This window comes from Candidatus Thalassolituus haligoni, assembly GCF_041222825.1.
Lineage (GTDB): Bacteria > Pseudomonadota > Gammaproteobacteria > Pseudomonadales > Oceanobacteraceae > Oceanobacter > Oceanobacter antarcticus.
The window spans coordinates 1,220,348-1,245,976 of the sequence record NZ_CP139482.1; the positions used below are offsets into that span (position 1 = coordinate 1,220,348).

Genomic DNA, 25,629 nt, shown 5'->3' on the forward strand with positions numbered 1-25,629 from the left:
ATCCATGCACGATTTTCTGATTGCTCCTTCCATTCTTTCTGCTGATTTTGCCCGTCTGGGTGACGACGTTGCGGCGGTGCTGGACGCCGGTACCGACGTGGTTCATTTTGATGTGATGGACAACCACTATGTGCCTAATCTGACCATCGGCCCGATGGTGTGCAAGGCACTGAAAAAATACCTGGACAGTAATGGTTATAGCGCTCCCATCGACGTGCATCTGATGGTGTCGCCGGTGGACAGCCTGATTGCAGACTTTGCTGCTGCCGGTGCTACTTATATAACCTTTCACCCGGAAGCCTCGGATCATGTCGATCGCAGCTTGCAGCTGATCCGCTCGCTGGGCTGCAAGGCAGGTCTGGTATTTAACCCGGCGACCCCCTTGCACTACCTGGATTATGTGATGGATAAACTCGACGTGATTCTGCTGATGTCGGTCAATCCGGGTTTTGGTGGCCAGTCGTTTATTCCAGGCACGCTGGATAAATTACGTCAGGCGCGCCAGCGTATCGACGATTCCGGCCTGGACATCCGCCTGGAAATTGACGGTGGCGTCAAGGTCGACAATATTCGCGAAATAGCAGCGGCCGGAGCCGATATGTTTGTCGCTGGCTCGGCTATTTTTAATCAGCCTGATTATCAGGCCGTGGTTGAGCAGATGCGTAAGCAGCTGGCCAGCCTCCGTTGAGAAGGACATCCTGATATGTCGATCTGGAGTGAACCGGTACAAACGTATTTTTCCGCCCGTGAAAACACGGTTCCGCAAGCGCTGCTGTTTGATCTTGATGGCACGCTGATCGACAGTGTGCCGGATCTTGCGGCTGCGATTGATCAGATGCTGGTGCAACTGGGTCGACCGGTGGCTGGTCAGCCGCTGGTGGCTGAATGGGTCGGTAACGGTGCCGACATGCTGGTACGCAGGGCCTTGTGTTATGGCAATGATATGCAGGCCCAGGCACTGGATGCCGCCGAGGTTGCTGCGGCCAGAGCCTTGTTTGATCCTTTCTATCTGGAGCATCTGAACGATGCCACCGGGGTTTACCCCGGTGTTGAAAAAACACTCACCATACTGGCGGTGCTGGGCATTCGCATGGCACTGGTGACCAACAAACCCAGAGTGTTTACCGATGTGCTGCTGGATGCGCTCGGCTGGCGTCCTTATTTTGATGCGGTGGTGTGTGGTGATGACCTGCCACAACGTAAACCAGACCCTGCGCAGATTCTGCACGCCTGTGAGTTGATGGCGGTAGAGCCACAACAAGCGATCATGGTCGGCGATTCCCGTAATGATATGTACGCTGGCAAGGCCGCAGGCTGCATGACCGTGGCTGTTCCCTACGGCTATAACCATGGCGAAAATATTGCTACCTGTCAGCCGAATCTGATCATTCATTCACTTGCCGACCTGATTCGGCATGTTTAATCGCCTGTGCAGCGGCTTGTAAAAACAGGTGGCGCGAGTGTGGACCGAGGCTTTGAGGTTGTCGGGTGGCAGGTAACAGGTGTAAGCATATGCTTCGGATTGTATTAATGGTCAGTCTGGTTCTGACCAGCGGGGTTACCCTGGCTGCCGAGGTGCGTATACACACGCCGCAACCGAGTTGGTCGAGTCTTCCTGTGGTTACCTCGGATAATCGCACCTATAGCGGGTTCAATAGCGGGTTCAATCCCTATTTTGATGCGGCGTACGGCCTTAGTGTGCTGAACTGGCCAAAAACCGAGTGGCAACGAGCCAACGAACCCGACGGCAGTAGCCGCCATGCGGTTGTCGGGCGATTTTTTCGTGTTGGTGGTGGTATCAGCTGGCGGTCGATCCTGTCGGGCGGAATGAATGTCTGGCTCTGGAATGCTGACGATAACAAAAGCACTACGGACAGCGACGAGCGTTCGTCGAATACCGTCTATCAACAAGATGGTGCTGCGTTCAGCTGGAATGTGCGGGCGATGTTGCCGATCCAGACAGGACTGGGCCCGTGGTTTGGTTATGGGCGTATGTGCTTGCGCGCCAGTGCCACCAGTCTGGACTCTGCCCGCGAAGTATCGGGTTGTACCCCGATGTGGCAAGCCGGATTGTCGTTGGGAGGGTTCGGTTCCCGTGCCGTATCGTTATATCTAGAATACGACCGGGCACATTTTGAGGCGGTTCATAGCTATGCCATCAGTGCCGGGCTACGAGGAGTTTTTTGATGGATGCGTTGGCTTTGGCCCCGCTATTGCCGTTTGACCCACAGATGATGGGCAGTTATCTGCCGTTAACACTGGTCGGTTTGATTGCAGGGATACTACTGGGTTCGTTGGTGACCGGGATGGTCGCCAGACGTCGTGCACAGGCCGCCTTGTTTCTGGATCAACAGCAGCACCAGCAACAGCGGGAACAACAGCATCAGCGGGAACAGCGGCTTGCTGAATTGGAAAACCGTCTGAGTGAGACGGATGCCGCACTTAATGCTACCCGTACCGACGCGGCGCGCTGGCAAGAGCGCAGCCATGCCGCGCTGGCGCAGAAACAGGCGCTGGAAATTGAACGTCGTGAATCGCAGTTGTTGTGGCAAACCCGTCTGGCCGATTTGCAGCAGCGTTTGAGCAACAGCCAGACGGAACTGGTGAGCGAACGTCAGGCGCGAGAAATGCAGCAACAGCACGCCGATGAAAAACTGGCCTTGCTGCAGCAAAACAAGGAGCAGTTACTGCAAGAATTTGAACATCTGTCGCAAAAAATCTTCGAGCAAAAACAGCAGCAGTTTACCCAACAGAGTCAGCAAGGGCTGACCAGCTTGCTGACGCCGTTTCGAGAGCAGCTCGATGGTTTGCGCAAAAAGGTTGAGGATGTCCACCTTAGCGATACCCGTGATCGGGCCACGTTACAGGCGCAGATTGTTGAGCTGCACAAGCTGAATCAGCAAATGTCGACTGAGGCTCATGCGCTGACAACCGCCCTGCGTGGTGAAAAGAAAACCCAGGGCAACTGGGGCGAGATGGTGCTGGAAACGGTACTCGAGCGTTCCGGCTTGCGTAAGGGCGAAGAATACGTCCGGGAAGAAAGCCACCAGGACGACAGCGGCCAGCGTTATCGCCCGGATGTCATTATCCGCCTGCCGGAAGGCAAGCATATCGTGGTGGATTCCAAAGTATCGCTGAATGCCTATACCGATTACGTCAATGCCGACTCCGAGCTGGAGCAGGCGGCGGCACTCAAACGGCATGTGGAATCGGTGCGTAGCCATGTCCGCAGTTTGAGTGACAAGGCATACCAGCACCTGAATGGTCTTAATTCACCGGATTTTGTGTTCCTGTTTATGCCCGTCGAACCAGCTTTTATGCTGGCATTCCAGCATGACGAAAGTCTGTTTAATACGGCGTTTGAACAAAAAATCGTGGTCGTGACGCCAACGACTCTGCTTGCGACCTTACGCACGGTGGCCAGTTTGTGGGCCATTGAACGACGTAATAAAAGTACCGAAAAGCTGGCTGACCAGGCCGGTAAACTGTACGACAAACTCACTGTGGTGGTGGATAAATTCGAAAAAGTGGGCAGCCAGCTGACGACGCTGAACAAGGGTTATGATGAGGCCTGGAATTCGCTGAAATCCGGCCGTGGCAACTTGCTCAGTCAGGCCGATGGTTTCCGTAAATTGGGTGTTCGGGTCAAAAAGGAATTGGCTAAAAATCTGGTTGACGACGCCAATGCCGAGGATGAATTACATGAATCCCTTGGTAGCCGGGAAGCACCAGTCGATTGAATGAACAGTATTATCATTTCAAGCCGACTTGTTAACCATCGGCTATAAATCCGGATATAGACGCGGCAATTCGTCGAGCAGACCGGCAAGGACGGGGAAGCGGCTTATACTTTGTCCATCACTCCGGCAGGTTCTGCACGTTATGGTTTACCCTCGGCTTCAGCAGCAGCTTCAGCTTGCGTCGTTTGTCGTCACGATCATGGCGTTGCTGCAAATTGCCTTGGGTTTGGTCGTACTGTTGGGGTGGCTTTGGGGTCATTCTGATCTGACGGTGCTTGCACCTGGTTTTCCGACCATGAAAGCCAACACAGCAACGGGCTTTTTGCTTGCCGGTAGTGGCTTGTTGCTGATGGTCAAACGCTGCCTTATGGTCACGCTGATTATCGGTTTTGCCTTGATGACGACTGCGACGGTTTCTTTTTTACAATATCCATTTGAAATTAATACCGGTATTGATCAATTCTGGGTTGAGGATACAAGCAGCGATCAATTTCCCGGTCGCCCGTCGGAAATGACTGCGTTCGTCTTTATTATCACGGGCCTGGTGTTAATGATTGTGGCATTTCGAAAACATCAATATCCGGCGGGTGACGAACACAATCTATCGACCAATTGGGGTCTGAATACACTGATTGTGGTTGGCTGTTCACCGGCGCTGACCGGGCTTTTTACGTATTTTTATTTACCGGAAGCTCTGTTTGAGACCCGACCGTTTGCCAGTATGACGATTTATACCTGTCTGGGTTTTGTGGCTTTTTTTTATGGTATTTCGCTACGCAGCAAAGGCAGTATTTTGCGGGAAATCCTGTTTCGTGATACCCCGGGAGGACGTTATTTTCGTCGGATGATTTTGCCGATTCTGATCTTTCCCATCGTGTTCGGGTTTGTCGTGCAATACGCCACAGGTGAGAACTGGCTTCAACCGGCGTTTGCCACTGCGCTGTTTGCTTCGATCATGTCATTGGTGTTTGTGATGGCATTATCGTATAGCGCAAATCAGCAGGATCGGTGGCAACTGGCGTTGTCAGCCCAGGCCGACGCCCGTGCCCAGGCCGAGTCAAAAATGTCGCTGGTATGGGAGTCTGATCAGGCGGCAGTGATGCTGTTTGATGAACGTGGTTTTGTGCATGAAGCCAATCCGGGGGCGGTCGCGGTTTTTGGCTGGAGTATCGAGGAAATGAAAACCATGCACTTGCGGGAATTCATGCCGGAAGCCAGCCGTCACCGGCATGAACTGATCTTGCACAATGCGGTTCATGATAACAGCATCAATCGTTACACCATGGATGATCCTGAACGGGTGTTCGGATTGAACCGTGACGGCAAAAAAGTACCACTGGTGATTACTGTCAGTCGCCAGAATGTGGGTGGGAAGATATTTTTTGGTGCCGTGATGCTGCAGGTCGACAAGCTGTCACAACGAGTGAATGGTTTGATCAAGGAAGTCAATATGGATGAGTTGACCCGAGTCGGTAATCGTAAAAGTCTGGAAAAACGTCTGGCTGCCCTGTCCCGGCACCGGCTTCGGGATGGTTATACGGTGGCAGTGCTGATGTTGGATATCGATTATTTCAAACACATTAATGACCGCTGGGGTCACACGCTGGGTGACAAGGTACTACGAGGTTTTGCTGATCGGGTATCGGGGTGTTTGCGTCACGGCGACAGTCTGTATCGTTATGGTGGCGAAGAGTTTGTTGCTCTGGTGGTGTGTGAAGACCTGGAACAGGCGGAGGCGGTGGCCAGGCGTATTCTGCGTTCGTTGGCGTCAGCACCGATACCGGCTGAGGATCAGGCGCTGACGGTGAGTTGCAGCATGGGTATTGCTCTGATCGATGAGTCCATCACCAGTGCCCGTGAGTGTTTGAAACTGGCAGACCAGGCGCTTTATGCGGCCAAGGCCAGTGGGCGTAAACGCTATGTCTGTTCTGCCTGGCTGGATCGTCAGCCACCCTCCTGACTGCCGCTTGTCATGCGAATTCCCGGTACCGGGTTCTTCCGCCTGTGCTTGCTGTCGCCAATACGATCAGCTTACGCAGAAAACGGATTGTATTTCCTGTCTTGCCGTCGTTAGGCTCCGCGTTTGATTAAATGTTTTTCCTGGAGAGCTTATGAGCCGCTTATCTGCGACCGCAGTGAAACAATTGATTCAATGGTGTGAAGAAAAAGCCACCGGGCTGGGAGTCCGGGTGTCGATCAGCATTGTTGATGAAGGGGGTCATTTGATTGGCTTTTCCCGGATGGACGGCGCCGCGATTGGCCCTGGTGAAGTGAGCCAGCGCAAGGCACGTACCTCGGCGTTGTTTCGCACGGACAGCGGCGCTTTTGGTGAGGTGGTTCGGTCGCGTCCCCTGACCGGGATTGAATCCACTCATGGTGGACTGGCGTTGTTCAAGGGTGGTATTCCCTTGTTTGATAGTGGTCATGTGATTGGCGGGCTGGGGATTGCGGGTGGTACGGCAGTAGAGGATCTGGAGATTGCCGAGTGGGCGCTGGCTCAGTTGAGCGACGGTTTGGCTGCGGGCTGATTTATCGGCTTGTGATACCATGGCGGTTTGTTTTTGCCAGAGCATTGCCTTGCAGTGCTGGCCCATCCAAGCGACCCGAGACACTTATGAACGAGCGTGACGACCTCTACCAGACCCGCGAAGCCCACAGTGCCGATTTCCGTTTTGATGACGCAGTGGCGCGTGTTTTTCCCGATATGATCAAACGCTCGGTGCCCGGCTATGCTGAAACCGTGGCGATGTCCGGTATTATTGCCGGTCGTTATGCCCGCGATAACACCCGCTTGTATGATCTTGGCTGTTCGCTGGGAGCGGTCACGCTGGCTATGCGTCATGGTGTACGTGCCCGTGGTTGTCAGGTGATCGGGGTGGATAATTCGGCCTCCATGCTGGAACGCGCCGCACATTATATTGCCCTCGACGATCATTCCCTGGCCGGTGATCCGGTGGCGGTTGAATTGTTGCAGGCTGATATTTGTTCGTTGACGCTGGACAATGCCTCGGTGACGGCACTGAATTATGTGTTGCAGTTTATCGTGCTCGACCAGCGCCTCGAACTGCTGACTCGTATCGCTGAGGCAACGATTCCGGGTGGCGCATTGATTCTGTCGGAAAAAATCAGTTTTGAGGTTGCCGAACAGCCGTTGCAAGATGCCTTGCACTGGGATTTCAAGCGCGCCAATGGTTACAGCGAGATGGAAATTGCCCGCAAGCGCACGGCCATTGAGGATTATCTGATCCCGGAGCGCGAAGAGGTACATCGCCAACGGTTGTTGGCTGCTGGGTTCAGCCAGGTTATTCGCTGGTATCAGTGTTTTAATTTTGTCTCATTTCTTGCTATCCGTTAATGCCGCTACTACACGGTTACACGGTCTCTTATTCCTCCTTTTGCTTGAGTCTGCTTCATGCCTGTTGATGTTACTCCGTTGTTTGCTGATCTTGATGCTGCCGATGCGGCAACCCTGTTGCCATGGTTTCATGACGTGCTGACGGCCATGCGAGGGGAGGGCAGCCGCATGGCGCGCTGGGCTGAGGTGTTGCCGGAGCAGTTAGAGGATTTGCTGGTCACGAGGGAACACGGTGATCAGCAACGTTGGGTAGACGCTTTGAGATTATTACCCCGGCTAGCGGCTGTTACGTGTGATCTTGGTACTTTTGATCTGGCGATCAAGGGCCATACCAGCCCGGCGCAGGCGCAGGCAGTGGAACAAGGGCTACGTGGCTTGATGCCATGGCGCAAGGGGCCATTCCAGCTGTTTGATAGTTATATTGATACTGAATGGCGTTCGGACTGGAAATGGCAACGGCTGGCGCCTCATTTGTCCGACTTGACGGGGCGTACCGTGCTGGATGTTGGTTGCGGCTCGGGTTATCACCTCTGGCGGATGCTGGGAGCCGGTGCTTTCCGAGTGATCGGTGTCGATCCTTCACGGCTGTTTCTGATGCAGTTTCAGGCCATCAAGGGCTATGTGACAGCGGCCCAGGGAATCGCTCCCCAAGCGGATTTGCTACCGTTCAAAATGGAAGATGTCCCTGCCAATTTGAAAGCCTTTGATAGCGTGTTTTCGATGGGGGTACTTTATCATCGCAAGTCACCGATTGAGCATCTGGAAGAGTTGCGCGGGGCACTCAAGCCGGGTGGTGAGCTGGTGTTGGAAACATTGGTGATCGACGCGGATCCAGGTGAGGTGGTGATGCCAGAAGACCGCTACGCCATGATGCGGAATGTCTGGTTTATTCCATCGGTAGAGACGTTGTTGTTGTGGTGTCGTCGCACCGGCTTCCGCAACGCCAGAGTGGTGGATCTGAATCAGACCTCATTGGCGGAGCAGCATTCAACCGACTGGATGCGTTATAACTCGCTGGTGGATTTTCTTGATCCGGATGATCTTTCCAAAACCGTCGAAGGCTACCCAGCCCCGCTACGGGCGGTGATTATTGCCGAAGCCTGAGGACTCTGGTTGGGTGGGCTTGCGCAGGTAGCGCTGCTTGTTGAGCAGCGCTACGGATTGAAAGCAGGGGAGGAATTATTGTTCTGTGGTTGCGGTGTCGGAATCCGCTGCTTGCTCATCCAGCAGTTGTTGTTCCGGTTGAACCCCTACTACCTTGCCATTTAAATCAGTTACCAACCAGTTGCCGCTCAAGCCAATTGCCAGTCGCACGGTGTCGTTGTATTCGAAGGTGCCAGCCGGTGCCCGGCTATTGATAAAATCGATAAAGCCACCGTCGGTGATGGGCTTGAGTTCTGCCGGGGTCAGATCCTTGTAGCTGGCCGGGCCAAATATCGAGCCATTGGAACTGGGCTGATAATAAAACACTTGATCCTCACTGGCTTTAATCGCATCCAGGGTGTCCTGGTTCAGGGTGTGGGCATAGAGTATTTCGTAGCCTTGGGGTGGAAACGCGACATACAGAGCGACCGGGCGAGTTTGGTGCACGGTATACACACCAGCTATCAGCGCGGCCAGCTGTACGGCGGCAATGATGCTGAGATCCATCTTCAGGCTTTTTTTCGCCGGGTTAAAGACCAATAGCGTCAGTGTTGGCCCGAGCACCAGATCAACTCCGGCAATCATCAACAGCGCCTGGTGCCAGCCCGGATCGGCAGCACTCAGAATGCCGGGATACCAAACGCCAAAAACCAGCGCGACCATCATCAGAAACAGCACCAGGCTGATACCAAAGTGAGCGGCAAATGCCTGATAACGATTAAACGATGTGAGGTGCATAGGAGTTCCGTTATAGCGGTTGTCGTTTCAGTGTCTGTTACTTCAGTCTTGATGGCTTCAGTGTCTGTGACGGGGCCAGCGTTTTGTCAAAGCCCGAGTCTGCCCAAAAGCCCGCGTCCTGATCATCGGTCAGAGTGTATAATACGCATTGATAAATCAATCGCTTTACAATCTTTGGTCAGCGCCCCGATGGAGATGTAATCGACCCCGGTGCGTGCGTAAGGCAGCAGGGTGGCATCAGTGATATTACCGGATGCTTCCAGTTTGATTGGCCCTTCCAGGCGATTGGCAGTGGCAGCGCGGGCATGTTGTACCGCTGTGGTCATCTCGGCGGGGGTGAAGTTGTCGAGCATGATGATATCGGCATTGGCAGCGATGGCTTCGTCCAGCTGGTTCATGGATTCCACTTCAACCTCGACCGGTTTGCCAGGGGCGATGTCATGGGCAGCCGCAACGGCCTGGGCAATTCCGCCACATGCCATGATGTGGTTTTCCTTGATTAAAAAGGCGTCGTACAGGCCTATTCGATGGTTAAAACAGCCGCCGACACTGACCGCATATTTTTGTGCGATGCGTAAACCCGGCAGGGTTTTACGGGTATCGAGCAACTTGACGCCAGTACCTGCAACCTGATCGGCATACTGTCGGCATAAAGTGGCAGTGGCTGAGAGCGTTTGCAGGAAATTCAGGGCGCAGCGTTCGCCAGTGAGCAGACTGCGCGCTGAGCCTGACAGTTCAAATAGCAGTTGGTTTGGGCGCACCCATTCACCTTCGGAGACGCGCCAGATGACCTGGACGTTCGGGTCGAGCTGACGGAAGACTTCATTGACCCAGGCTTTGCCTGCGATGATGGCGCGTTCACGGCTGATAATACGGGCTTGGGAGCGCTGCTGCGTCGGGATCAGGCGGGCCGTGATATCACCACTGCCGACATCTTCGGTCAGGGCAGTGGTAACGGCGTTGGTAATATCGGCAGCGTGTAGGCTCAGGTTCATGACATGACTCTTGATATTAATTGTTGGTGCGGTATAGGGGACATCTATTTAATCCGGTGCTCGAAATGACGGCGTTAAAAATCGACTCAAAATGCTCATGTATCACTCATAAATTGCGCTTTTTCGTCGATTTTTGCTTTGTCCTTTCATCGCTCGCTACATTTTCAGATGCATCCTATAGGCGACCCGGACTATCGCGGATTCTTGTGGTGGTGAATCTTACACGGAACCCGGCATGGGTGCATGACGCTGCCGGCTTCGGTTGTCGGGTGCGGAGGATTGTATCCGGTGTAGTATGAATGAGTGAAGATACCCAAACAGTACGGAGAACATTCAGTTTGGACGTAAAAGACGGGCGCTTGCCCGACGCGCAATGGGTGCCCTCACCCAACTTTGGCCAGCGTCCGCCAGCGGCGGTTGTTTCATTGCTGGTGATTCATAATATCAGCCTGCCGCCGGGTCAATTTGGCAGCGGGTGTATACAACGCTTTTTCAGCAATCAGCTGGCTGTCGACGAGCATCCGTATTTTGCTGAAATCGATGGCTTGCAGGTGTCCAGCCATTTATTGATTGAGCGGGATGGCACGCTCTATCAGTTTGTCAACTTTAACGATCGCGCCTGGCACGCCGGAGTATCGTGCTATGAGGGTCTGACTGATTGTAATGATTTTTCGATTGGTATTGAGCTGGAAGGCTGCGATAACACCCCGTACAGTGAGGCCCAGTATCAGGTGCTGACTCGGGTGACGATAGCCTTGCGCCGATACTACCCGATGATCGGCAGCCGTATCGCGGGCCATGACGATATCGCACCGGGTCGCAAGACGGATCCCGGCCCGGCGTTTGACTGGGGCCGCTACCTGAACTCCCTGAAACCGGATGAGTATGATTTATGAAATTTCTGATTCTGTTTATCTCGTTGTTGTTGCAACAGCAGTTGCCCTGGGCTCGTCGCTGGGGACAAGGCAGTTTGTACGATCGCTGGCTGGCACTGTGGCAGCGCTGGCCAGGGTTTGAACGCCTGGGTGCCCCCATCAGGCTGATACTGCTGGTGATACTGCCCAGTATTCTGGTTGCTTTGTTATTTGTGTGGCTGGAATCGTTCGCCTGGGGATTACCATCCGCTGTGGCGGAGGTCGGGCTGTTATTACTGGTACTGTCTCAGGCTAATATGGGAGCGGGTTTGAAACGCTACCGCGAACATTTGACCAGCGGTGATATTCAGGGCGCATTTCATTGTGCCGATGAAGCGGTTTCAGTACCGGGGTTGGCATTGTCGTCGGATCCGGAAACCCTGAATGCTCAGGTTTTGCATACAGTGTTGTACCGCTGGTTTGAGTACTTTTTTTTGATGGTGTTCTGGTACATGTTTGCCGATGTGGGTGGCGTTGTGCTGGCCTGGCTGACGTTACATTTTGTCCGTGCTCAGGAGGCATTGGGGCAACAAGAGGGCGCCTCCGAAGAATCGCCGGAGCAGCCGGAACAACCGCTGGAACCGAAACAACAAACGGAGCAGGAACAACAGGATGCAGCAGACGATCCGTCAGAAACCGTTGGTTCCGGCGATCAGGATGCTGGGAAAAAGGCGCAAGCCGATCGTGTATCAAGCTGGTGTTTACACTGGCTGGAATGGGCACCTGCGCGTTTGCTGGGGCTGACCTATTGCCTGGCTGGTAATATGACGATGGCATTGCCGGTATGGCGTCAGTTGTTGTGGAAAAAGGCCATCGACAGCCAGCAAGTGCTGGTGGATGTCGCGAGTGCGGCGTTGTCGTTCAGTCACGAAAAACGCTGTTGGCACAGTGCTGCTGCCGATTGTCCGGCTGCGGCAGCGGAGCTGGATGAATGGCAGCAATTGCATTTGCGCAGTGTATCAATCTGGATGGTAGGTATTGCTGTAGCAACGATCGGTGGCTGGTTGCTCTGACAGTCGGCAGGGCAACCAGCTGTGATGAATGGCTTGGGTTATTAACCCACAGGATCAGGCTCCGTCTTTTGATAGCTTCTGATCATGCCGTTAAGTGTGTTGCAAGGGGCTTTCATACGGCAGCCAGCGCTGTAGAGGCTGGGGGTGATGGGTTTGCTCCAGACTACTTCTGCCTGGCAAAAACCGGTACGGTGAACGTCCAGGTCAGGTCGTACGTCGACCAGCTCCAGATTTAATTCGGTACCGGGTTCAATGGCTTCATAGGTCGATATCATCAGTCCTTCATCTGAGCAGTTCAGTAGTAAACCAAGGTAGGACAAATCGCCCTGCTGAAAGACACTGACGTTGGATGAAATATCGGCTCTCGGGGTATGACGTTGTTCGGTATGCCCGTTCATGCAAACCTCCTTCACTGGATTATGCGACAGTCACCAGACTGCTCTGAAACCTGTGAGGAGGTCAATGTTTCTATTTAGATCAAAATGACATGTCAGGCGTGTTTTTGATTAATACATGCTTTGAATCAGGTCGATACTTGGCTTGAGTGTCCGGCGCCAGGTAAGCTCCAGCTCCTTCGAAAATTTAGGGTCATGACGCGCCAGGGTTTCCATCAGAGCATCCAGCCAAAGGCTGTAATACATGGGGTTGATATTCATTTCTCCACGGCTGTGACTTTTCCCAAGGGCCTTTATTTTGGTATCCGGCATGCCGCGTGAGTGCATCACCAGCCATAGGATACCGCTGCGTAGCAAGGCACGTTGAGCCTCCATATTGGTGTTTTTGAACATCTCCCGAACGTCGTGTGATTTGCTCATGAAAATGGAATAAAAGTCTTCAAAGAAGACAATGTTGTTGCAGCTACGCCCGTAGCTTTGGAATACGATGTCCGCATCGCTCATAGATAACTCCTGGATTTCTCTGCGCTACCTGGACTCGGATTCGAGAGCAGGCTTTCCTTGAAACTGCTCCTCTATTCGGGAGCTTTGGGTTTTGTCCGGTAACGAGCTACACTGCAATGATCACTTAACGTTCACTTCGAACCGCGTTCCGTTTGTCTTTCTATTACTTTGACACGACCAGAATCCCCCTGGCTGCCATTGTCGGTCAGACACCGCTCTACTGACAATGTTTTACAGGATAGTCGCCCTACAAATCCGTAAGGTTAAGTCCGAAGTCGAGTGGAGAAAAGCACTTTTACAGGTAACAGACAATTTCCGCAGACAGCTTGCACATTCATCGCGAGTGGCAAGTGCCTATTTCTTCTATGGGGAGGTATCCGACGTTTTGTGGCGAAGGTCTCCCGCAGACAGGAATATCAGCTCAAAACCGACTGCTGTATCGGTGGTTTTTTGTCAGTGTTTCTGGACATGCAGCCTGCCGGAGTGATCGGCAGGCTGCATCTGCAGGATGACTGAGGTGAGGGCGTTAGTCTTAGTCTTCCAGTAGGGAACGCAGCATCCAGGCTGTCTGTTCGTGCACCGTCAGGCGCTGGGTTAACAGATCTGCGGTTGGTTCGTCGTTAGCTTCACCGACCAGCGCATACAGGTTTCTGGCAGTGCGGGCCGCCGATTCGTGTCCCTGAGCCAGGATGGCAACCATATCCATTGCTTTGGGTGGAATGGCTGGGGCATCAGGCAGTGAGGCCAGTTCGGCAAACTGGGCGTAGGACCCTGGTGCAACGTGTCCCAATGAGCGAATGCGCTCTGCAATGGGATCGACGGCATTCCAGAGTTCAGTGTATTGATCCATAAACATCACATGCAGGCTATTAAACATTGGCCCGGTGACGTTCCAGTGGAAGTTATGGGTGGTCAGGTACAGGGTGTAAGTATCCGCCAGCAGTCGACCGAGGCCGTCAGCGATGGCTTGGCGATGGGTATCACTGATTCCAATATTGATGCTCATAGTGTTCTCCCTTGGGTAAGCAGTCTGTGGATAAAAACATGATCCAGTCATTGTTGCCATGATTGGCGGTGTGACGATTGTGAGTATGCCTGAATGTCGATCAACAAATATTGATCGGGTACCCGATTGGTTGGGATACGCCCAAATTGGTTCCTCTCAATTTGGCGGTGCTTCGGATACTTGCGTCTGGCGGAAGATGCCGGTGCTTGTCATTTTCCGCCAATAGACAGACAGTGGACGCTTGTTTCCTCTCTCACCTGATCACTGCCAGTCTGTGCTGATCAACCGCCAGGAAACCGGTTTGTTTGATCGACCAGCAACCGATCGGCTACTCACCTCATCTTGCACAGTAATAATAGCTATCTTGTATTTGATTTTAGAATTCGATTGTTTTTATTGAGTCCATGGTCAGATGCTATAAGGTCTGAACAGGAGGGCTGGAACTTCAGACAGTCGGTTGCAGCTTGATGGTCTGGCCTATGGATTCCAGTGCCGCAAAAAAGTCGTGGCGACTGCGATGACGTTTGACCGCCTGAAAGACGCTTTCCATTTCTGTGGAATGCAGCGAAAAATAATGCAGCCACTGTTTCATGCGGTCAGTGAGTTGTTTGTCTTCCAGATGCTCAAGTCGTTCTGCGAGTTGGTAAAACAACGCCAGATAGTCTTGCCAGGCTAACTTTTGATGAAACAAGCCTTGCTGTTGCGCACGAATCTGCAGACCCAGATCGGGTTTTGCGACCAGGCCGCGACCAATCATTAACAGGCGTGACTGACTCTGGTGTTGGCATGCTGCCGCCTGGTCGGGTGTCCAGATTTCACCGTTGGCCAGTACCGGAATATCGACAACCTGTTTGATGTTGGCGATCCACTCCCACCATGCCGGGGGCTTGTAGCCTTCCGTTTTGGTGCGGGCATGTACTGTGAGCCACTGGATTCCGGCAGCGGCCAGAGCCTGGGCATTGTCGAGCGCCAGCGCTTTATCGGTGTAGCCGAGACGCATTTTGGCACTGACCGGAATGTGGGCAGGCACAGCGTTGCGGACGGCCTTGGTGATGGCATATAGGCGCTCAGTGTGTTGCAACAGCACAGCGCCGCCCTGGCTGCGGTTGACGGTTTTGGCCGGGCAGCCAAAATTGAGATCAATTGCCGGTGCACCCAGTGCGGCAACCCGTGCCGCATTGGCTGCCATCAGCTCCGGATCGCTGCCTAATAATTGAATATGCACCGGCGTTCCTGCCAGGGTTTTGCCGCCTTGTGCCAGCTCCGGGCAATATTTTAAAAATACGCGATTGGGTAATACCGTTTGGCTGATGCGAATAAATTCGGTAACACAATGGTCAATTCCCCCGACGGCGGTCAGTATTTCCCGTAAATGGAAATCCATTAATCCCTCCATGGGCGCTAACGCGATATAAAGAGAACTGTTGGGGTCAAATGGCAACATGGGAGCGCTCGCAGAGACGAAAAAGCGTGTAGACGAAATCAGGCGCGGAAATTGAGCATTATATGGTGTTGAGGTCAAGTATTTTGCCTTCCACTTTGGCCGTATATCCCGGTCAAATGTGTCAATAGGACTATTTGCTTAAGCTATAGTTGATATAAGTTTCAGAAATACTACTGGTTTCAGTAGCTTGGAGACCCTGTTTGGAGGTTGCCAGTAATTCGCCTTGATCTGGCACAGTTGAAAGAGTTAGTCCTTTTAAAGTAGTCTTATCCGGTTTTTCCCCGTTATAAACATGGGTTATGCCGGTGAATATTGGTGGGGAAATACTCGCTGTTCGTAAAAATTATTACTAAAAAGGAGCCGCTTGCATGTCTGAGCCAGGACTCGTCACGCAAGGTTTGGAATTGATGGTTTTTGGTATGGGTACGGTATTTGTCTTCTTGACGATGCTGGTATTCGTTACCGGATTCATGTCCAAGCTGGTAAACAAGTATGCTCCAGAGGAAGTGATCGTGCCGGTAGCGGCAAAAAAGAAACGGTCTCAACCTCAGGGAGTAGATCCGCAACTGTTGAAAGTACTTTCAGCTGCGGTCAAGGAACATCGTGCGCGCCAAAAGTAGCGCACGAATCATAATAACCAAAACGTTAACAACGTTATCGGAAGAAAAGGCCATCATCCATGACCGATTCTAAAAAACTCGGAATCACCGACGTCGTATTACGCGACGCGCACCAATCCATTCTGGCAACTCGCATGCGTATCGACGATATGCTGCCGATTGCTGAAAAACTCGATCAGGTGGGTTACTGGTCGCTGGAATCTTGGGGTGGTGCAACATTTGACTCCTGTATCCGTTTCCTGGGAGAAGACCCCTGGGATCGTATTCGCGAATTCAAGAAGGCTATGCCCAAAACGCCACATCAGATGCTGCTACGTGGCCAGAACCTGCTGGGTTATCGTCATTATGCAGATGATGTGGTGGAGAAGTTTGTTGAGCGTGCAGCGACCAACGGTGTGGATGTATTCCGTGTCTTTGATGCGATGAATGACCCACGCAATCTGGAAACAGCACTCAAGGCCGTTAAAAAGCAGGGTAAGCACGCACAGGGCACCTTGTCGTACACGACCAGCCCGGTGCATACCATGGAATCATGGGTCAGCCTTGCCAAAAAAATTGAGGACATGGGGGCAGACTCCATCGCCATCAAGGATATGGCCGGTGTGCTGACGCCTTATGTGGCTTTTGAGCTGGTGAGCAAATTGAAGGCCCAGACGGATCTGGAAGTTCAGTTACACGCTCATGCCACTTCGGGGTTGTCTGACATGACGATCCTGAAAGCGGTTGAAGCGGGTATTGACCGTGTTGATACTGCCATCTCCTCAATGTCCATGACCTATGGTCATACCGCAACAGAATCCGTTGTCGCTGCCTTGGCAGGAACCGAGCGCGATACCGGTATCGACCTGCTGTTGCTGGAAGAAATTGCCGCTTATTTCCGGGCTGTCCGTAAAAAATACTCGAAGTTTGAAGGTGCGCTCAAGGGCACCGATTCCCGTATTTTGGTGGCTCAGGTTCCCGGCGGCATGCTGACCAATATGGAAAACCAGCTGCGTGAACAAGGTGCTTCCGACAAGTTCGATGAAGTACTGGCTGAAATTCCACGGGTGCGTGAAGACCTCGGCTTTATTCCTCTGGTGACACCAACGTCCCAGATTGTCGGAACCCAGGCTGTTTTGAACGTGTTGACGGGTGAGCGTTACAAGTCAATCTCGAAAGAAACCCAGGGCATCCTGAAAGGTGAGTACGGTGCTGCTCCTGCACCGATGAACGCCGAATTGCAAGCCAGAGTTCTGGATGGCAAGGAAGTGATTACCTGTCGGCCTGCGGATCTGATCGAAAACGAAATGGACAAGGTGATTGCCAATGTCGACAAGCTGGCGGCTGAAAAAGGCATTACGCTGGCAGCAGACAAGATTGATGACGCCCTGACCTATGCCATGTTCCCGCAGATTGCTCCGAAATTCCTGGAAAATCGCGGCAATCCCGATGCATTCGAACCTGCTCCGAAAGGCGACGCTGAAGATACCTTCACCATTTCCGTTGATGGTAACGATTATGTGGTGAAAGTGGACGATGGCGGTGACGTTACGCATCTGGCTTCTGTCAACGGTGCTCCGCTGAGCATGGGCGGTTCTTCGACAGCAGCTGGCGGTGAGGTAGCGGCGGCGGGTGATGGTGATCCGGTGTGTGCTCCTTTGGCTGGTAACGTCTGGAAAGTACTGGTTGAAACTGGCGATCAGGTTGAAGAAGGCGATGTTGTCGTGATTCTAGAAGCCATGAAGATGGAAACCGAAATACGTGCTCCACGCACGGGTACGGTAACCGGCGTCTCAGCCAAAGAAGGTGTGTCAGTGAAAGTGGGCGACACTCTGTACAACCTCGCGTAAGGAAGGAGTGCCTGAATGGAAAGCCTGATTAACCTGTGGCATGACAGCGGCTTGTACCAAATGGAAACCGGTCAGGGTGCAATGATCCTGATTGGCTGTTTGTTGCTGTTTCTGGCCATACACCCAAAGTTTCAGTTTGAACCACTGCTGTTGCTGCCTATCGCAGTAGGTACCATTTTCGTCAATATTCCCGGTGCCGGTTTTTATGCCGGTCCGGTATTTGATGCCCATGGACACCTCGATTCACCTGCTGGATTGCTGTACTACATTTACCATGCCGGGATTGAAACCGGACTGTTTCCGTTGCTGATCTTTATGGGCGTGGGCGCTATGACGGATTTTGGTCCGTTGCTGGCTAACCCGAAAACCCTGTTGCTCGGCGCAGCGGCGCAGTTTGGTATTTTCGGCACTCTGTTTGGTGCCGCTTTCTTTACTGACATCGGTGTGATGGATTTCACCATGCAGCAAGCCTCCGCCATCGGGATTATTGGTGGTGCAGATGGTCCGACTTCGATCTTTATTGCATCGAAGCTGGCACCAGAACTGCTGGGTGCAATTGCAGTCGCGGCATATTCCTATATGGCACTGGTGCCGATGATCCAGCCGCCGATTATGAAAGCACTGACGTCCGTTGAAGAGCGCAAGATCCAGATGGTGCAATTGCGTACCGTCAGCAAGGCCGAGAAGATTATCTTCCCGATTACTTTGTTGGTGCTGGTTGCTCTGTTGCTGCCTTCTGCTGCACCGCTGCTGGGGATGTTCTGCTTCGGTAACCTGATGAAGGAATCCGGTGTGGTCGATCGTCTGAGTGATACTGCCCAGAACGCATTGATCAACGTGGTGACTATTTTCCTCGGGCTGGGTGTCGGGTCGAAAATGAGTTCAGACAAGTTCCTGAACTTTGACACCCTGAGCATTCTGATTCTGGGCATGTTGGCCTTTTGTGTTGGTACGGCAGCGGGTGTACTGATGGCCAAAGTCATGAACAAGTTATCGAAAGATCCGATCAACCCCCTGATTGGCTCTGCGGGCGTATCCGCTGTACCTATGGCTGCGCGAGTGTCCAACAAAGTCGGCCTGGATGCCAACCCTCAGAACTTCCTGTTGATGCATGCCATGGGCCCCAACGTTGCCGGTGTTATCGGTTCTGCGGTGGCTGCTGGTGTGATGATCAGTTACTTTGGTGCTTAACAGACCAGCGTTATGTTGATGTGTTTACACCCATAAAAAACGGCGCTTCGGCGCCGTTTTTTATGGGTGGTGGATAACCGCTTACATGGTCTTGCATGGCAGTGGTACAAAATCCCTGCCATGCAGTCTTTTAGTACCCTTGGGGTCAATACCAGCAGATATCATTGGTGCCTTTCAAGCTGTTATAGGTTTCCAGGCCTTTGTTGCCAGCCTCGTTATAGGTCAGGATGCCACAGGCCCAGTCAGTCTGGCTAGCAGTGGGAGTCGCTTTTAATGTGTAGGTGTGAGTGCCCAGGGTTGAGCTGATGCTATAGCTATCACTGACGTCGTCGATGCAGCTGTTTTTTAGCGTAGCACCGCTGTATTTGGTGGCCGCTGCATACCGCTTTTCCAGTGTCTGGGATATTTCCAGTAAACAGGAGGTGGCGGCATTTCGGTTGGTCTTGATCACGTAATTGCGGTAACTCGGAATGCCGATAGCAAACAGGATGCCAATAATCGCGATGGTCACCATCAGCTCGATCAGAGTGACGCCCCGCGCAGCGCAGCGTCGTGGACTCAGGTTATTCATCAAGCAGTTCCCTCCAACCAGACCAGCCCTGGTCGCCAGTGGTAAATGTAAATGGGTTATCGAGCCCGAGATTGGTGATTGTCTCTCCGGTGGTCGTGCTCTGGGATATGTTTTCTTCGCTATGGCCTTGCAGGGTAGGTGTGCCACCAATGGAAATGACGGCGGGTGTGAATGCTTTGCCGGTGCCAATTTTGACGTTGCTGCCATCCACCGATGCATCACGGTGCAAAACGTTGGTCGGAAACAGTCCAGTGTCGAGGGAATACAGATAATAGTAGGCATCACAGCTGGCTTCGGTATCTCGTTGCAGTGGCAAGAAGATCACGCTGGCGGCAATTTCTACCTGATCCGTAATGGTGACGTCGGATTCCAGTAGCTGAATATGTTCGTAGTTGGAGCTATGGTCGGTCTCTTTGGTGTAGGTGGTGCCGGCGTCGTTCCAAGAGCCGGATTCACCGATCATACTGATCCAGTCGGGTCGCCAACTGGTCTCGGAAGCGGGCAAGCGAAAGACTTTTAAGCGTTCTGTGGTTTGAGCCACCATGTAGTCCTCGCCTCTGAGAGTAGCCGACTGTAACCAGAGTACGTTTTTCTGCACCGTAGATGAGGTGCCTATGTTCCCTGTCAGCTTCCAGGACAAGCTGCCTTTCATCGAGCCACTGTCGATCAGCACTGCGCTATAGACGTTGCCCTGGTTATCGCCAAAAGAGACTTCAAGATTTTCCAAATTGCTGCTGCCGCTGACTGCGAAGTACTGGTAAGCCAGTGGTGCGGTGGTAGCCTTGCTGGTTTTACTTGATAAATCGTAAACGGTTTTACTTGAGCCAGATGTCAGCTCCCTTACCACCAGATCGGTGTTATTGGTGATGTACATGGCGTATTGCTTGTTGTTGCTGGTGAAGGTTACCGGGCGATGAGGGTTGTCGCCGCTGCTTTCTTCCACCCAGAGCACGCTGTCCAGATCACCACCGGATGTTAGTTTCAAGGCATAGTGCATGGCACCGCCTTTGGCAGAACCAACAATGATGTTATCGCCAATGGTTGCAATTTGTCCTTCCATTGTGTGCTGGGTATAAAAGGTTGTGTAGTCATCCAGGTCGGTAACCAATGGTCGGGGCATAAACCCCCATTTTAATTGTCCGCCAGTATTGACGTCGTCACTGCGGTCAACGGCGTAGATAAAACCGTCATCGGTCTGAAAAATCACCAGATCATCCAGAATGACGGGTTGGGTGGTGTAGGGTGCACCGATCCAGACGGAAGAATCCCGGTTGCCGAGGTAAGTACCACCAGCATAGTCAGGTGTGATGGTGTAGCTTTTGATCTGAGCGGTACTCAATGTACCGAGTGTTCCAAAGGCGGCGTCATCCAGGTTTTTAAATTTCACCAGTGTGCCAGAAGCATCCGTTGACCAGAGGCGCTCTTCGCGCAGAGAGGTTGTCATTTTGTTGTTGGCATCCCAGGTGGCTGTGCTACTGGTGCCACTGGTGGTCAGTTTGAATGCCATCAAGTGGCCGGTAATACCGCTACCGCCTGTGACGGCATCTGAGGTGTCATCGGTCTGATAGGGGATATAGGTCAAGTCGCCGTAATTAGCGGAGCTAGTGACCGCTGGAGCCGCGAGGCTGTAGATGCCGTCGTTTGGTGTCACATCGACAGCGGCAGCCGTGTACAGGTCGGTGAACATTCCGGTGTCCTGATAGGCGTATTCTACTCCTGAGCTGTTGCCGACCTGGATGTTTGCCGCGAGTGCTTCGCCAATAAAGGCGGTTTGGGAATTTGCCTTGATCTCAAGTGTGCCATTGGCAACATAAATACCAGCGGCGATTTGCGCCTGGTCATTTATTGTCAGATCACCGTTGTGCACCCATATTTGCAGGCGTTCCGGATATTGCGTGGTATCACGGGCGCTGGCATTGCCATTCTCGCAACCGGCGACATTGATGCAGGAACCATTACCTTTGAAGGATGTACCATCATACAGGTGCAGTTTTACGACTCCGCTGCCATCACCTGCTTTATCACCGTTTGTTTCTGTCATGGCAACCTTGATGGTCACTCGGTCAGTCAGGGTCATTTTATTGATATAGTAGGTACCGGGTTCAAAGTAGACCACGTCGGTGTTAGATATATTCAGATAGCTGATGCGGTAGGGAAGTTCAGGTATTGTGGGGTCAGGATCGACGTAATAGTTAAAGTACATTTCTCCTTTGCTGCCTGTTCCTCCTTCTATTTCCTGCCATTCACTGCCCGAGCGATTATCGAATGTTGCGGTGTAGGTATTGCCACTTTTCTGGATGCTGAGAAGAAAGTTGCCCAGATCGCTATCAGCAGTGTTGTAGCCAATATCGGTGGTACAAGGAGAGCTACCATTAACACAAAATAGCTTTTGACTACTATTGTAGCGATACCAGTTGCTGGGATATTGAAAGGTATCGCCATCGTTTTTATATCTGAAAATGGCAGAACTGGATGTTGTTAAAAAAGTGGGCAGGGTCAGAGGATCCAGCGTTGTATCACTGGCTGTTAGCCCACAATCTGTTTTAGTCGGGTCTCCCTGGTAGAGATTACTGCTGCCTACGTTGACCGTTGAACTTCCAGAAAAGGTCACCTGGCAAGTTTTTGAATCCCCGCTGCTGCCTATGCTGACGGTTCCGTCTTCCAGCACAGCAAAGGCACCGGCCTCCAGCGAGGTCGATGTGACCGGATCACAGGCACCCGCCAGGGTCTGGTGAGTAAATGCAGCCAGTACAATCAGATGAGCAAGATATCGAAGCGGTTTCATCAATAAACCTCCTAGTGCAAAACGCTGTATACGGCTTGTAAGCGCACGCGGGTGGTGGGTTGGGAGCCGTAGCCTGCAACGGTGATGGTAAAGCGGTCGGTCTGGCGCGCTGCACCAGTGCTGCCAAGGCTGTTGGAATAGCCCTCGGCATCGGCACTGGTGTAGCACAGGCTGGATGTGTCGGTGTCGTTGTCGTAGCCGATCATAAAGCGGGGTGACTTGGACAGCTTCAGAGCCGCCAGTGCGGTTTGAGTGTCACTGTTGTAGCTGTACAGACTGACGGAGTCGTCATCGTTCCATTTGGCACTTTTTGCCAGCCAGGGAGTGGAGGTGTCGCAGTTATCAGTTCCTTGCCCGCCACCGCTGCCGTCTGAAACCGTCAGGGTTTTGTACATGCCCTTGTTGACGCCGAAGGTGTCGGCAATCTTGTTTTGTTCTACCAGAGCGAGAACGTAGGCTTTGGCTTGATCCAGCGTATATTCTGCCGCCTGGAATGCCCGGTTACGATCTTCGTTGTTCGACGCCATACGAATTTCGAGAGTGGTTGATTGCACCGCCGAAATACCGGCAACGGTGAGTACCAGCAGGACAATAATGCTGACGATAAGCGCGGATCCGCTTTGGTGGGATGCGAGCGCTGTTGCTGTTGCTTGCTGCCGAAGGGCCACTGCCTTGTGGAATGACATGTTGCTATGCCTCTGTTGCTCTGGTCGGGTGTATTGCTTCATCTGTTACTGCAAGCGACCGCGAATCGCGACGACGAAACTGCTACTGCGGCGAATTTTTCGGTCTGTGGGGGTTATTTCTGTCAGGGTGCCGTCGGTCTCGCGCTGATAAAACTGATAAGGGGTCTTGGAGTCGGTGATGTTGTCTTCGAGGCTTTCGGCCAGCAGGCTGACGCGTACGCTAATGACCTGATCCCACTTGCCTGCCGTGATAGCGGCGGCTGTTTTGTATTCATCGGGGTATCCGTCACTATTGGTGTCTATGGCGTACTCCAGTTGCATATCGGTAATGCCTTCGACTATTTCATGGGTTTCCGCGCTGCCTGCATCGGTGTTGCGTACAAACAGGGCGCTATTGCCGTCGTCGTTGGTTCCGACGTAATAACTGGTAGTGCGTACCTTGATCACGGAGGCACCGGCAGAGTAGGCGTAAGGAAAATTCTTGGTGGCATTGCCTGGGGTGGTGCTGTTACCGGTGTTGTGTACGGTGGTGCCATTGCTCTCGGTATAGTGTGTCACTTGAAAGATAGAGGCTGTCCGGCAATCGGTGATCACAACAATATCGCTGCCCCCGAAGGGTGCTGGATCCATTACCGTGGTGCGCAGTACGGCAGAATTGTTATTCATGGTGCCTTCGAGCTTGGAGCCGGTGCCGTAGGAACCGCGAACCACCAACACATCGGTTCCTGTTTTGACGTCGGTAGAAATTTCCGTTGGCAGGTGGTTGCCATTGTCATAACCCTGCACGATGGTGCCGAACTGCTGGTCAAAATCCATGGCATCGTTGAGCATGTTATACATTGCATCAATACTGCTGAGGCAGGAATAGCCGGAACCCGCCATGCGAATCTCTCTGGACAGGTAGTCGTAAGAAATGCGGACATTTTCTTGTAATCGGGCCATGGCATCGTTGGTACGATAGACGCTCTGATTACTCTGGAATACCGAAAAAACGCCAGCAATAATCACTGCATCCAGTACCAGAACGATCATTAACTCGACCAGTGAAAAGCCGCGGGATTTAGCGGACATTACCTTTCTATTGCTCATAAGACGGCAACCATGTTGATGCTGAGAGTACGGTCATCTTCAATGTCGCCATCGTCGTCGAGATCCTCAGTAACAGAGTGGTCGTACCAGCTGATGGTGACGCCGCACATGGTGACTGCGGTAATCGCATCGGTAGAACAGGAGACAACGCCTTTGCCACTGGGGAGGGTGCGTGTGATTTCGCTTTGCCAGTCTTTCAGATCAGCCGCTGCCAGCCCGTCATCCGTTGTTGTGGCTGTCGCGGTATTGTAGTTATTGGTCGCAGCATATTTGCTGTTAGAGCGCAGGCGTTCGAACATGTCGTAGACCAGAATGCTGGCCTGCGAGCGTAGATACGCCGCGTTATTTTCTTGCAGGGCACGGGTTTGTAAGCCCGCCAGGCCGAGCAAGCCGATCGAAACAATCACAATGGAGACCAGTACTTCAACCAGGCCAAAGCCGGACTGCCCTTGTGGTGCTTTTGCTGTTTGAGCGGAATGAGTTATTGGATACATGAAAGGTCTCCGTCAGCAGTCGCTTTTTTGGGTGGCGGTGATGCTGGTGCGCCCACCAGACGCGATGCCGACTTCGCGGGCGTTAGTAGCGGCTGGTGCTTTGTCGGAGCAAATAACGACCTTACCAGGGTTGTTATTGATATTGCCGTCGGCCTTGTAGCGGATCGCTGCGGCAAATTCCGAATCCGGGTAGATATTGACGCTGGATGCGGCGTCTGCGTACTTGATGACTTCTTCGCTGCTATCCGCCGCCAGCGTGCCGCTGCCATCGGTGTCCTGAAAGGTGATCCAGCCATCGGCCCAGTTGCTGGAGTTGCAACTTGTCTGGTCTTTGCTGGGGCATAGCACCACATTGGTATTGCGTTTGACCGCTTCGGTGCGGGCGAAAACCAGTGCGCCCATAAAACGGTTGGCTTCCGCAGTCAGTTCGGAGCGGCTCAGAAAGCTGCTGAGGGATGGTGCTGCTGCAAACATGATGATGCCGAATATAGCGATAGTGACCATCAGCTCGATCAGGGTAAAACCAGACAGGGGGCGGACGGGCGCCAACCGGATGGGCGGACGATATAAAGACAACAACATGGTTCAGGCTCCTTTTTAAACCATTCAGCCTGTGTGCTTGCTACACCATAAGTGAAGTGGCTGATAGTGGCCGAATATGACATGGGCTTTTATCGCTTGCAAACGGGTAGTTTGGGTCACTTATGAACCCATGCTGGCCCTATTATCTGTATTTTATGACGTATCTTGACGTTGATAGTAGGCGTTTAATTCTAGCGACTGGCTCTTTTTGAGTTTGCTCTATGGGTCACGTAAAGATCTGGCGCTAAAGTATGGGTTTGTTTGCTCTGCTGCATTGTTCGTAAATACCGGGTAGTTATGTAAAAAAATAATTTCTTTGAATGAAGTGATAAACGGTGCCAAATTCAGGATAAATGGAGTAGGTTTCTGACGGTATTTGGCTTGTTTTACGGTGGGTGGAAGGCTTGCTAGCGAGTGAGAATATCGTTGGTAGGATTGACGTAACTCATTGATTTTGTTCTGCAGAAGTAATAAGCCGGTCGATCCTGCTAGTGTCTTTTAGGCGGTTAAAAAGAAGGGAAATTGCAAAAAAAAA

General features: G+C 52.5%; 25 protein-coding genes. 13 read left to right on the forward strand and 12 right to left on the reverse strand.

From position 1 onward, the window contains the following. The first annotated feature begins 4 nt into the window (after positions 1-4). From rpe to cmoB, 8 genes are all read left to right on the forward strand, one after another. Positions 5-688 carry a ribulose-phosphate 3-epimerase gene (rpe, locus tag SOJ49_RS05560; protein ID WP_369858038.1) on the forward strand — a complete coding sequence of 228 codons (684 nt, stop codon included), beginning with the start codon at positions 5-7 and terminating at the stop codon, positions 686-688. A 15-nt stretch (positions 689-703) separates the two neighbouring features. Next, the gene (locus SOJ49_RS05565) at positions 704-1,423 is read left to right on the forward strand and encodes a phosphoglycolate phosphatase (protein WP_369857241.1); all 720 of its coding nucleotides are present in this window, start codon (positions 704-706) and stop codon (positions 1,421-1,423) included. An 89-nt stretch (positions 1,424-1,512) separates the two neighbouring features. After that, positions 1,513-2,187 carry a hypothetical protein gene (locus tag SOJ49_RS05570; protein WP_369857242.1) on the forward strand — a complete coding sequence of 225 codons (675 nt, stop codon included), beginning with the start codon at positions 1,513-1,515 and terminating at the stop codon, positions 2,185-2,187. Beyond that, complete coding sequence (rmuC, locus tag SOJ49_RS05575) at positions 2,187-3,740, forward strand: DNA recombination protein RmuC (RefSeq protein WP_369857243.1); 1,554 nt, start codon at positions 2,187-2,189, stop codon at positions 3,738-3,740. Before SOJ49_RS05570 ends, rmuC begins: the two co-directional genes overlap by 1 nt. Before the next feature lie 142 nt (positions 3,741-3,882). Next, entirely contained in the window at positions 3,883-5,700 is a 1,818-nt protein-coding gene (locus SOJ49_RS05580; RefSeq protein ID WP_369857244.1) for a diguanylate cyclase domain-containing protein, read from the forward strand. A gap of 151 nt (positions 5,701-5,851) precedes the next feature. Further along, the gene (locus SOJ49_RS05585) at positions 5,852-6,268 is read left to right on the forward strand and encodes a heme-binding protein (RefSeq protein ID WP_369857245.1); all 417 of its coding nucleotides are present in this window, start codon (positions 5,852-5,854) and stop codon (positions 6,266-6,268) included. An 86-nt stretch (positions 6,269-6,354) separates the two neighbouring features. Next, positions 6,355-7,095 carry a carboxy-S-adenosyl-L-methionine synthase CmoA gene (gene cmoA / locus SOJ49_RS05590; protein WP_369857246.1) on the forward strand — a complete coding sequence of 247 codons (741 nt, stop codon included), beginning with the start codon at positions 6,355-6,357 and terminating at the stop codon, positions 7,093-7,095. Positions 7,096-7,152: 57 nt separating this feature from the next. After that, positions 7,153-8,199 (forward strand): tRNA 5-methoxyuridine(34)/uridine 5-oxyacetic acid(34) synthase CmoB, encoded by a 1,047-nt coding sequence (gene cmoB / locus SOJ49_RS05595; protein ID WP_369857247.1) that lies wholly within the window; start codon positions 7,153-7,155, stop codon positions 8,197-8,199. 75 nt (positions 8,200-8,274) lie between these two features. Here the strand turns inward: cmoB and SOJ49_RS05600 are convergent, their stop codons facing one another. Next, entirely contained in the window at positions 8,275-8,976 is a 702-nt protein-coding gene (locus SOJ49_RS05600) for a hypothetical protein (RefSeq protein ID WP_369857248.1), read from the reverse strand. 122 nt (positions 8,977-9,098) lie between these two features. Beyond that, positions 9,099-9,971 (reverse strand): carboxylating nicotinate-nucleotide diphosphorylase, encoded by an 873-nt coding sequence (gene nadC / locus SOJ49_RS05605; protein WP_369857249.1) that lies wholly within the window; start codon positions 9,969-9,971, stop codon positions 9,099-9,101. Between the two features lie 299 nt (positions 9,972-10,270). On the opposite strand from nadC, the gene ampD reads away from it, so the two are divergent. Next, entirely contained in the window at positions 10,271-10,867 is a 597-nt protein-coding gene (gene ampD / locus SOJ49_RS05610; RefSeq protein WP_369857250.1) for a 1,6-anhydro-N-acetylmuramyl-L-alanine amidase AmpD, read from the forward strand. Then, complete coding sequence (ampE, locus tag SOJ49_RS05615) at positions 10,864-11,898, forward strand: regulatory signaling modulator protein AmpE (protein WP_369857251.1); 1,035 nt, start codon at positions 10,864-10,866, stop codon at positions 11,896-11,898. Before ampD ends, ampE begins: the two co-directional genes overlap by 4 nt. Positions 11,899-11,939: 41 nt before the next feature. Here ampE and SOJ49_RS05620 read toward each other — a convergent pair whose 3' ends face one another. The 4 genes from SOJ49_RS05620 to SOJ49_RS05635 form a co-directional block, all read right to left on the reverse strand. After that, positions 11,940-12,296, reverse strand: coding sequence for a PilZ domain-containing protein (locus SOJ49_RS05620; RefSeq protein WP_369857252.1), 357 nt, complete (start codon positions 12,294-12,296; stop codon positions 11,940-11,942). Between the two features lie 108 nt (positions 12,297-12,404). Next, a complete protein-coding gene (locus SOJ49_RS05625) occupies positions 12,405-12,797 on the reverse strand; it encodes a globin (RefSeq protein WP_369857253.1) in 393 nt (130 codons plus the stop codon). 532 nt (positions 12,798-13,329) lie between these two features. Next, a complete protein-coding gene (locus tag SOJ49_RS05630; protein WP_369857254.1) occupies positions 13,330-13,803 on the reverse strand; it encodes a Dps family protein in 474 nt (157 codons plus the stop codon). A 445-nt stretch (positions 13,804-14,248) separates the two neighbouring features. Beyond that, a complete protein-coding gene (locus SOJ49_RS05635) occupies positions 14,249-15,187 on the reverse strand; it encodes a tRNA dihydrouridine synthase (RefSeq protein WP_369857255.1) in 939 nt (312 codons plus the stop codon). 428 nt (positions 15,188-15,615) lie between these two features. On the opposite strand from SOJ49_RS05635, the gene SOJ49_RS05640 reads away from it, so the two are divergent. The 3 genes from SOJ49_RS05640 to SOJ49_RS05650 are packed head-to-tail and all read left to right on the forward strand — an operon-like array spanning position 15,616 to position 18,887. Continuing rightward, positions 15,616-15,867: an OadG family protein gene (locus SOJ49_RS05640; protein WP_369857256.1), complete on the forward strand. Its 252-nt coding sequence runs from the start codon at positions 15,616-15,618 to the stop codon at positions 15,865-15,867. A 59-nt stretch (positions 15,868-15,926) separates the two neighbouring features. Then, the gene (gene oadA, locus SOJ49_RS05645; RefSeq protein WP_369857257.1) at positions 15,927-17,696 is read left to right on the forward strand and encodes a sodium-extruding oxaloacetate decarboxylase subunit alpha; all 1,770 of its coding nucleotides are present in this window, start codon (positions 15,927-15,929) and stop codon (positions 17,694-17,696) included. A gap of 15 nt (positions 17,697-17,711) precedes the next feature. Next, a complete protein-coding gene (locus SOJ49_RS05650; RefSeq protein ID WP_369857258.1) occupies positions 17,712-18,887 on the forward strand; it encodes a sodium ion-translocating decarboxylase subunit beta in 1,176 nt (391 codons plus the stop codon). 145 nt (positions 18,888-19,032) lie between these two features. Here SOJ49_RS05650 and SOJ49_RS05655 read toward each other — a convergent pair whose 3' ends face one another. The 6 genes from SOJ49_RS05655 to SOJ49_RS05680 are packed head-to-tail and all read right to left on the reverse strand — an operon-like array spanning position 19,033 to position 25,094. Beyond that, entirely contained in the window at positions 19,033-19,458 is a 426-nt protein-coding gene (locus SOJ49_RS05655) for a type IV pilin protein (RefSeq protein WP_369857259.1), read from the reverse strand. Further along, positions 19,451-22,243, reverse strand: a complete 2,793-nt coding sequence (locus SOJ49_RS05660; protein ID WP_369857260.1) for a hypothetical protein — start codon at positions 22,241-22,243, stop codon at positions 19,451-19,453. The genes SOJ49_RS05655 and SOJ49_RS05660 overlap by 8 nt, the downstream gene beginning before the upstream one ends. A gap of 11 nt (positions 22,244-22,254) precedes the next feature. Next, on the reverse strand, positions 22,255-22,929 hold the full coding sequence (locus tag SOJ49_RS05665; protein WP_369857261.1) for a PilX N-terminal domain-containing pilus assembly protein: 675 nt from the start codon (positions 22,927-22,929) through the stop codon (positions 22,255-22,257). Between the two features lie 45 nt (positions 22,930-22,974). Further along, positions 22,975-24,000, reverse strand: a complete 1,026-nt coding sequence (locus SOJ49_RS05670; protein WP_369857262.1) for a PilW family protein — start codon at positions 23,998-24,000, stop codon at positions 22,975-22,977. 14 nt (positions 24,001-24,014) lie between these two features. Next, positions 24,015-24,512 (reverse strand): type IV pilus modification protein PilV, encoded by a 498-nt coding sequence (gene pilV, locus SOJ49_RS05675; RefSeq protein WP_369857263.1) that lies wholly within the window; start codon positions 24,510-24,512, stop codon positions 24,015-24,017. Positions 24,513-24,524: 12 nt separating this feature from the next. Continuing rightward, the gene (locus tag SOJ49_RS05680; RefSeq protein WP_369857264.1) at positions 24,525-25,094 is read right to left on the reverse strand and encodes a GspH/FimT family pseudopilin; all 570 of its coding nucleotides are present in this window, start codon (positions 25,092-25,094) and stop codon (positions 24,525-24,527) included. Positions 25,095-25,629 lie beyond the last annotated feature (535 nt).

What these genes read in the sequence shown, in the direction of transcription:
- rpe (WP_369858038.1), top strand. Translation starts at nt 5, where the DNA reads ATGCACGATTTTCTGATTGCTCCTTCCATTCTTTCTGCTGATTTTGCC.
- SOJ49_RS05565 (WP_369857241.1), top strand. Translation starts at nt 704, where the DNA reads ATGTCGATCTGGAGTGAACCGGTACAAACGTATTTTTCCGCCCGTGAA.
- SOJ49_RS05570 (WP_369857242.1), top strand. Translation starts at nt 1,513, where the DNA reads ATGCTTCGGATTGTATTAATGGTCAGTCTGGTTCTGACCAGCGGGGTT.
- rmuC (WP_369857243.1), top strand. Translation starts at nt 2,187, where the DNA reads ATGGATGCGTTGGCTTTGGCCCCGCTATTGCCGTTTGACCCACAGATG.
- SOJ49_RS05580 (WP_369857244.1), top strand. Translation starts at nt 3,883, where the DNA reads ATGGTTTACCCTCGGCTTCAGCAGCAGCTTCAGCTTGCGTCGTTTGTC.
- SOJ49_RS05585 (WP_369857245.1), top strand. Translation starts at nt 5,852, where the DNA reads ATGAGCCGCTTATCTGCGACCGCAGTGAAACAATTGATTCAATGGTGT.
- cmoA (WP_369857246.1), top strand. Translation starts at nt 6,355, where the DNA reads ATGAACGAGCGTGACGACCTCTACCAGACCCGCGAAGCCCACAGTGCC.
- cmoB (WP_369857247.1), top strand. Translation starts at nt 7,153, where the DNA reads ATGCCTGTTGATGTTACTCCGTTGTTTGCTGATCTTGATGCTGCCGAT.
- SOJ49_RS05600 (WP_369857248.1), bottom strand. Translation starts at nt 8,976, where the DNA reads ATGCACCTCACATCGTTTAATCGTTATCAGGCATTTGCCGCTCACTTT.
- nadC (WP_369857249.1), bottom strand. Translation starts at nt 9,971, where the DNA reads ATGAACCTGAGCCTACACGCTGCCGATATTACCAACGCCGTTACCACT.
- ampD (WP_369857250.1), top strand. Translation starts at nt 10,271, where the DNA reads ATGAGTGAAGATACCCAAACAGTACGGAGAACATTCAGTTTGGACGTA.
- ampE (WP_369857251.1), top strand. Translation starts at nt 10,864, where the DNA reads ATGAAATTTCTGATTCTGTTTATCTCGTTGTTGTTGCAACAGCAGTTG.
- SOJ49_RS05620 (WP_369857252.1), bottom strand. Translation starts at nt 12,296, where the DNA reads ATGAACGGGCATACCGAACAACGTCATACCCCGAGAGCCGATATTTCA.
- SOJ49_RS05625 (WP_369857253.1), bottom strand. Translation starts at nt 12,797, where the DNA reads ATGAGCGATGCGGACATCGTATTCCAAAGCTACGGGCGTAGCTGCAAC.
- SOJ49_RS05630 (WP_369857254.1), bottom strand. Translation starts at nt 13,803, where the DNA reads ATGAGCATCAATATTGGAATCAGTGATACCCATCGCCAAGCCATCGCT.
- SOJ49_RS05635 (WP_369857255.1), bottom strand. Translation starts at nt 15,187, where the DNA reads ATGGATTTCCATTTACGGGAAATACTGACCGCCGTCGGGGGAATTGAC.
- SOJ49_RS05640 (WP_369857256.1), top strand. Translation starts at nt 15,616, where the DNA reads ATGTCTGAGCCAGGACTCGTCACGCAAGGTTTGGAATTGATGGTTTTT.
- oadA (WP_369857257.1), top strand. Translation starts at nt 15,927, where the DNA reads ATGACCGATTCTAAAAAACTCGGAATCACCGACGTCGTATTACGCGAC.
- SOJ49_RS05650 (WP_369857258.1), top strand. Translation starts at nt 17,712, where the DNA reads ATGGAAAGCCTGATTAACCTGTGGCATGACAGCGGCTTGTACCAAATG.
- SOJ49_RS05655 (WP_369857259.1), bottom strand. Translation starts at nt 19,458, where the DNA reads ATGAATAACCTGAGTCCACGACGCTGCGCTGCGCGGGGCGTCACTCTG.
- SOJ49_RS05660 (WP_369857260.1), bottom strand. Translation starts at nt 22,243, where the DNA reads ATGAAACCGCTTCGATATCTTGCTCATCTGATTGTACTGGCTGCATTT.
- SOJ49_RS05665 (WP_369857261.1), bottom strand. Translation starts at nt 22,929, where the DNA reads ATGTCATTCCACAAGGCAGTGGCCCTTCGGCAGCAAGCAACAGCAACA.
- SOJ49_RS05670 (WP_369857262.1), bottom strand. Translation starts at nt 24,000, where the DNA reads ATGTCCGCTAAATCCCGCGGCTTTTCACTGGTCGAGTTAATGATCGTT.
- pilV (WP_369857263.1), bottom strand. Translation starts at nt 24,512, where the DNA reads ATGTATCCAATAACTCATTCCGCTCAAACAGCAAAAGCACCACAAGGG.
- SOJ49_RS05680 (WP_369857264.1), bottom strand. Translation starts at nt 25,094, where the DNA reads ATGTTGTTGTCTTTATATCGTCCGCCCATCCGGTTGGCGCCCGTCCGC.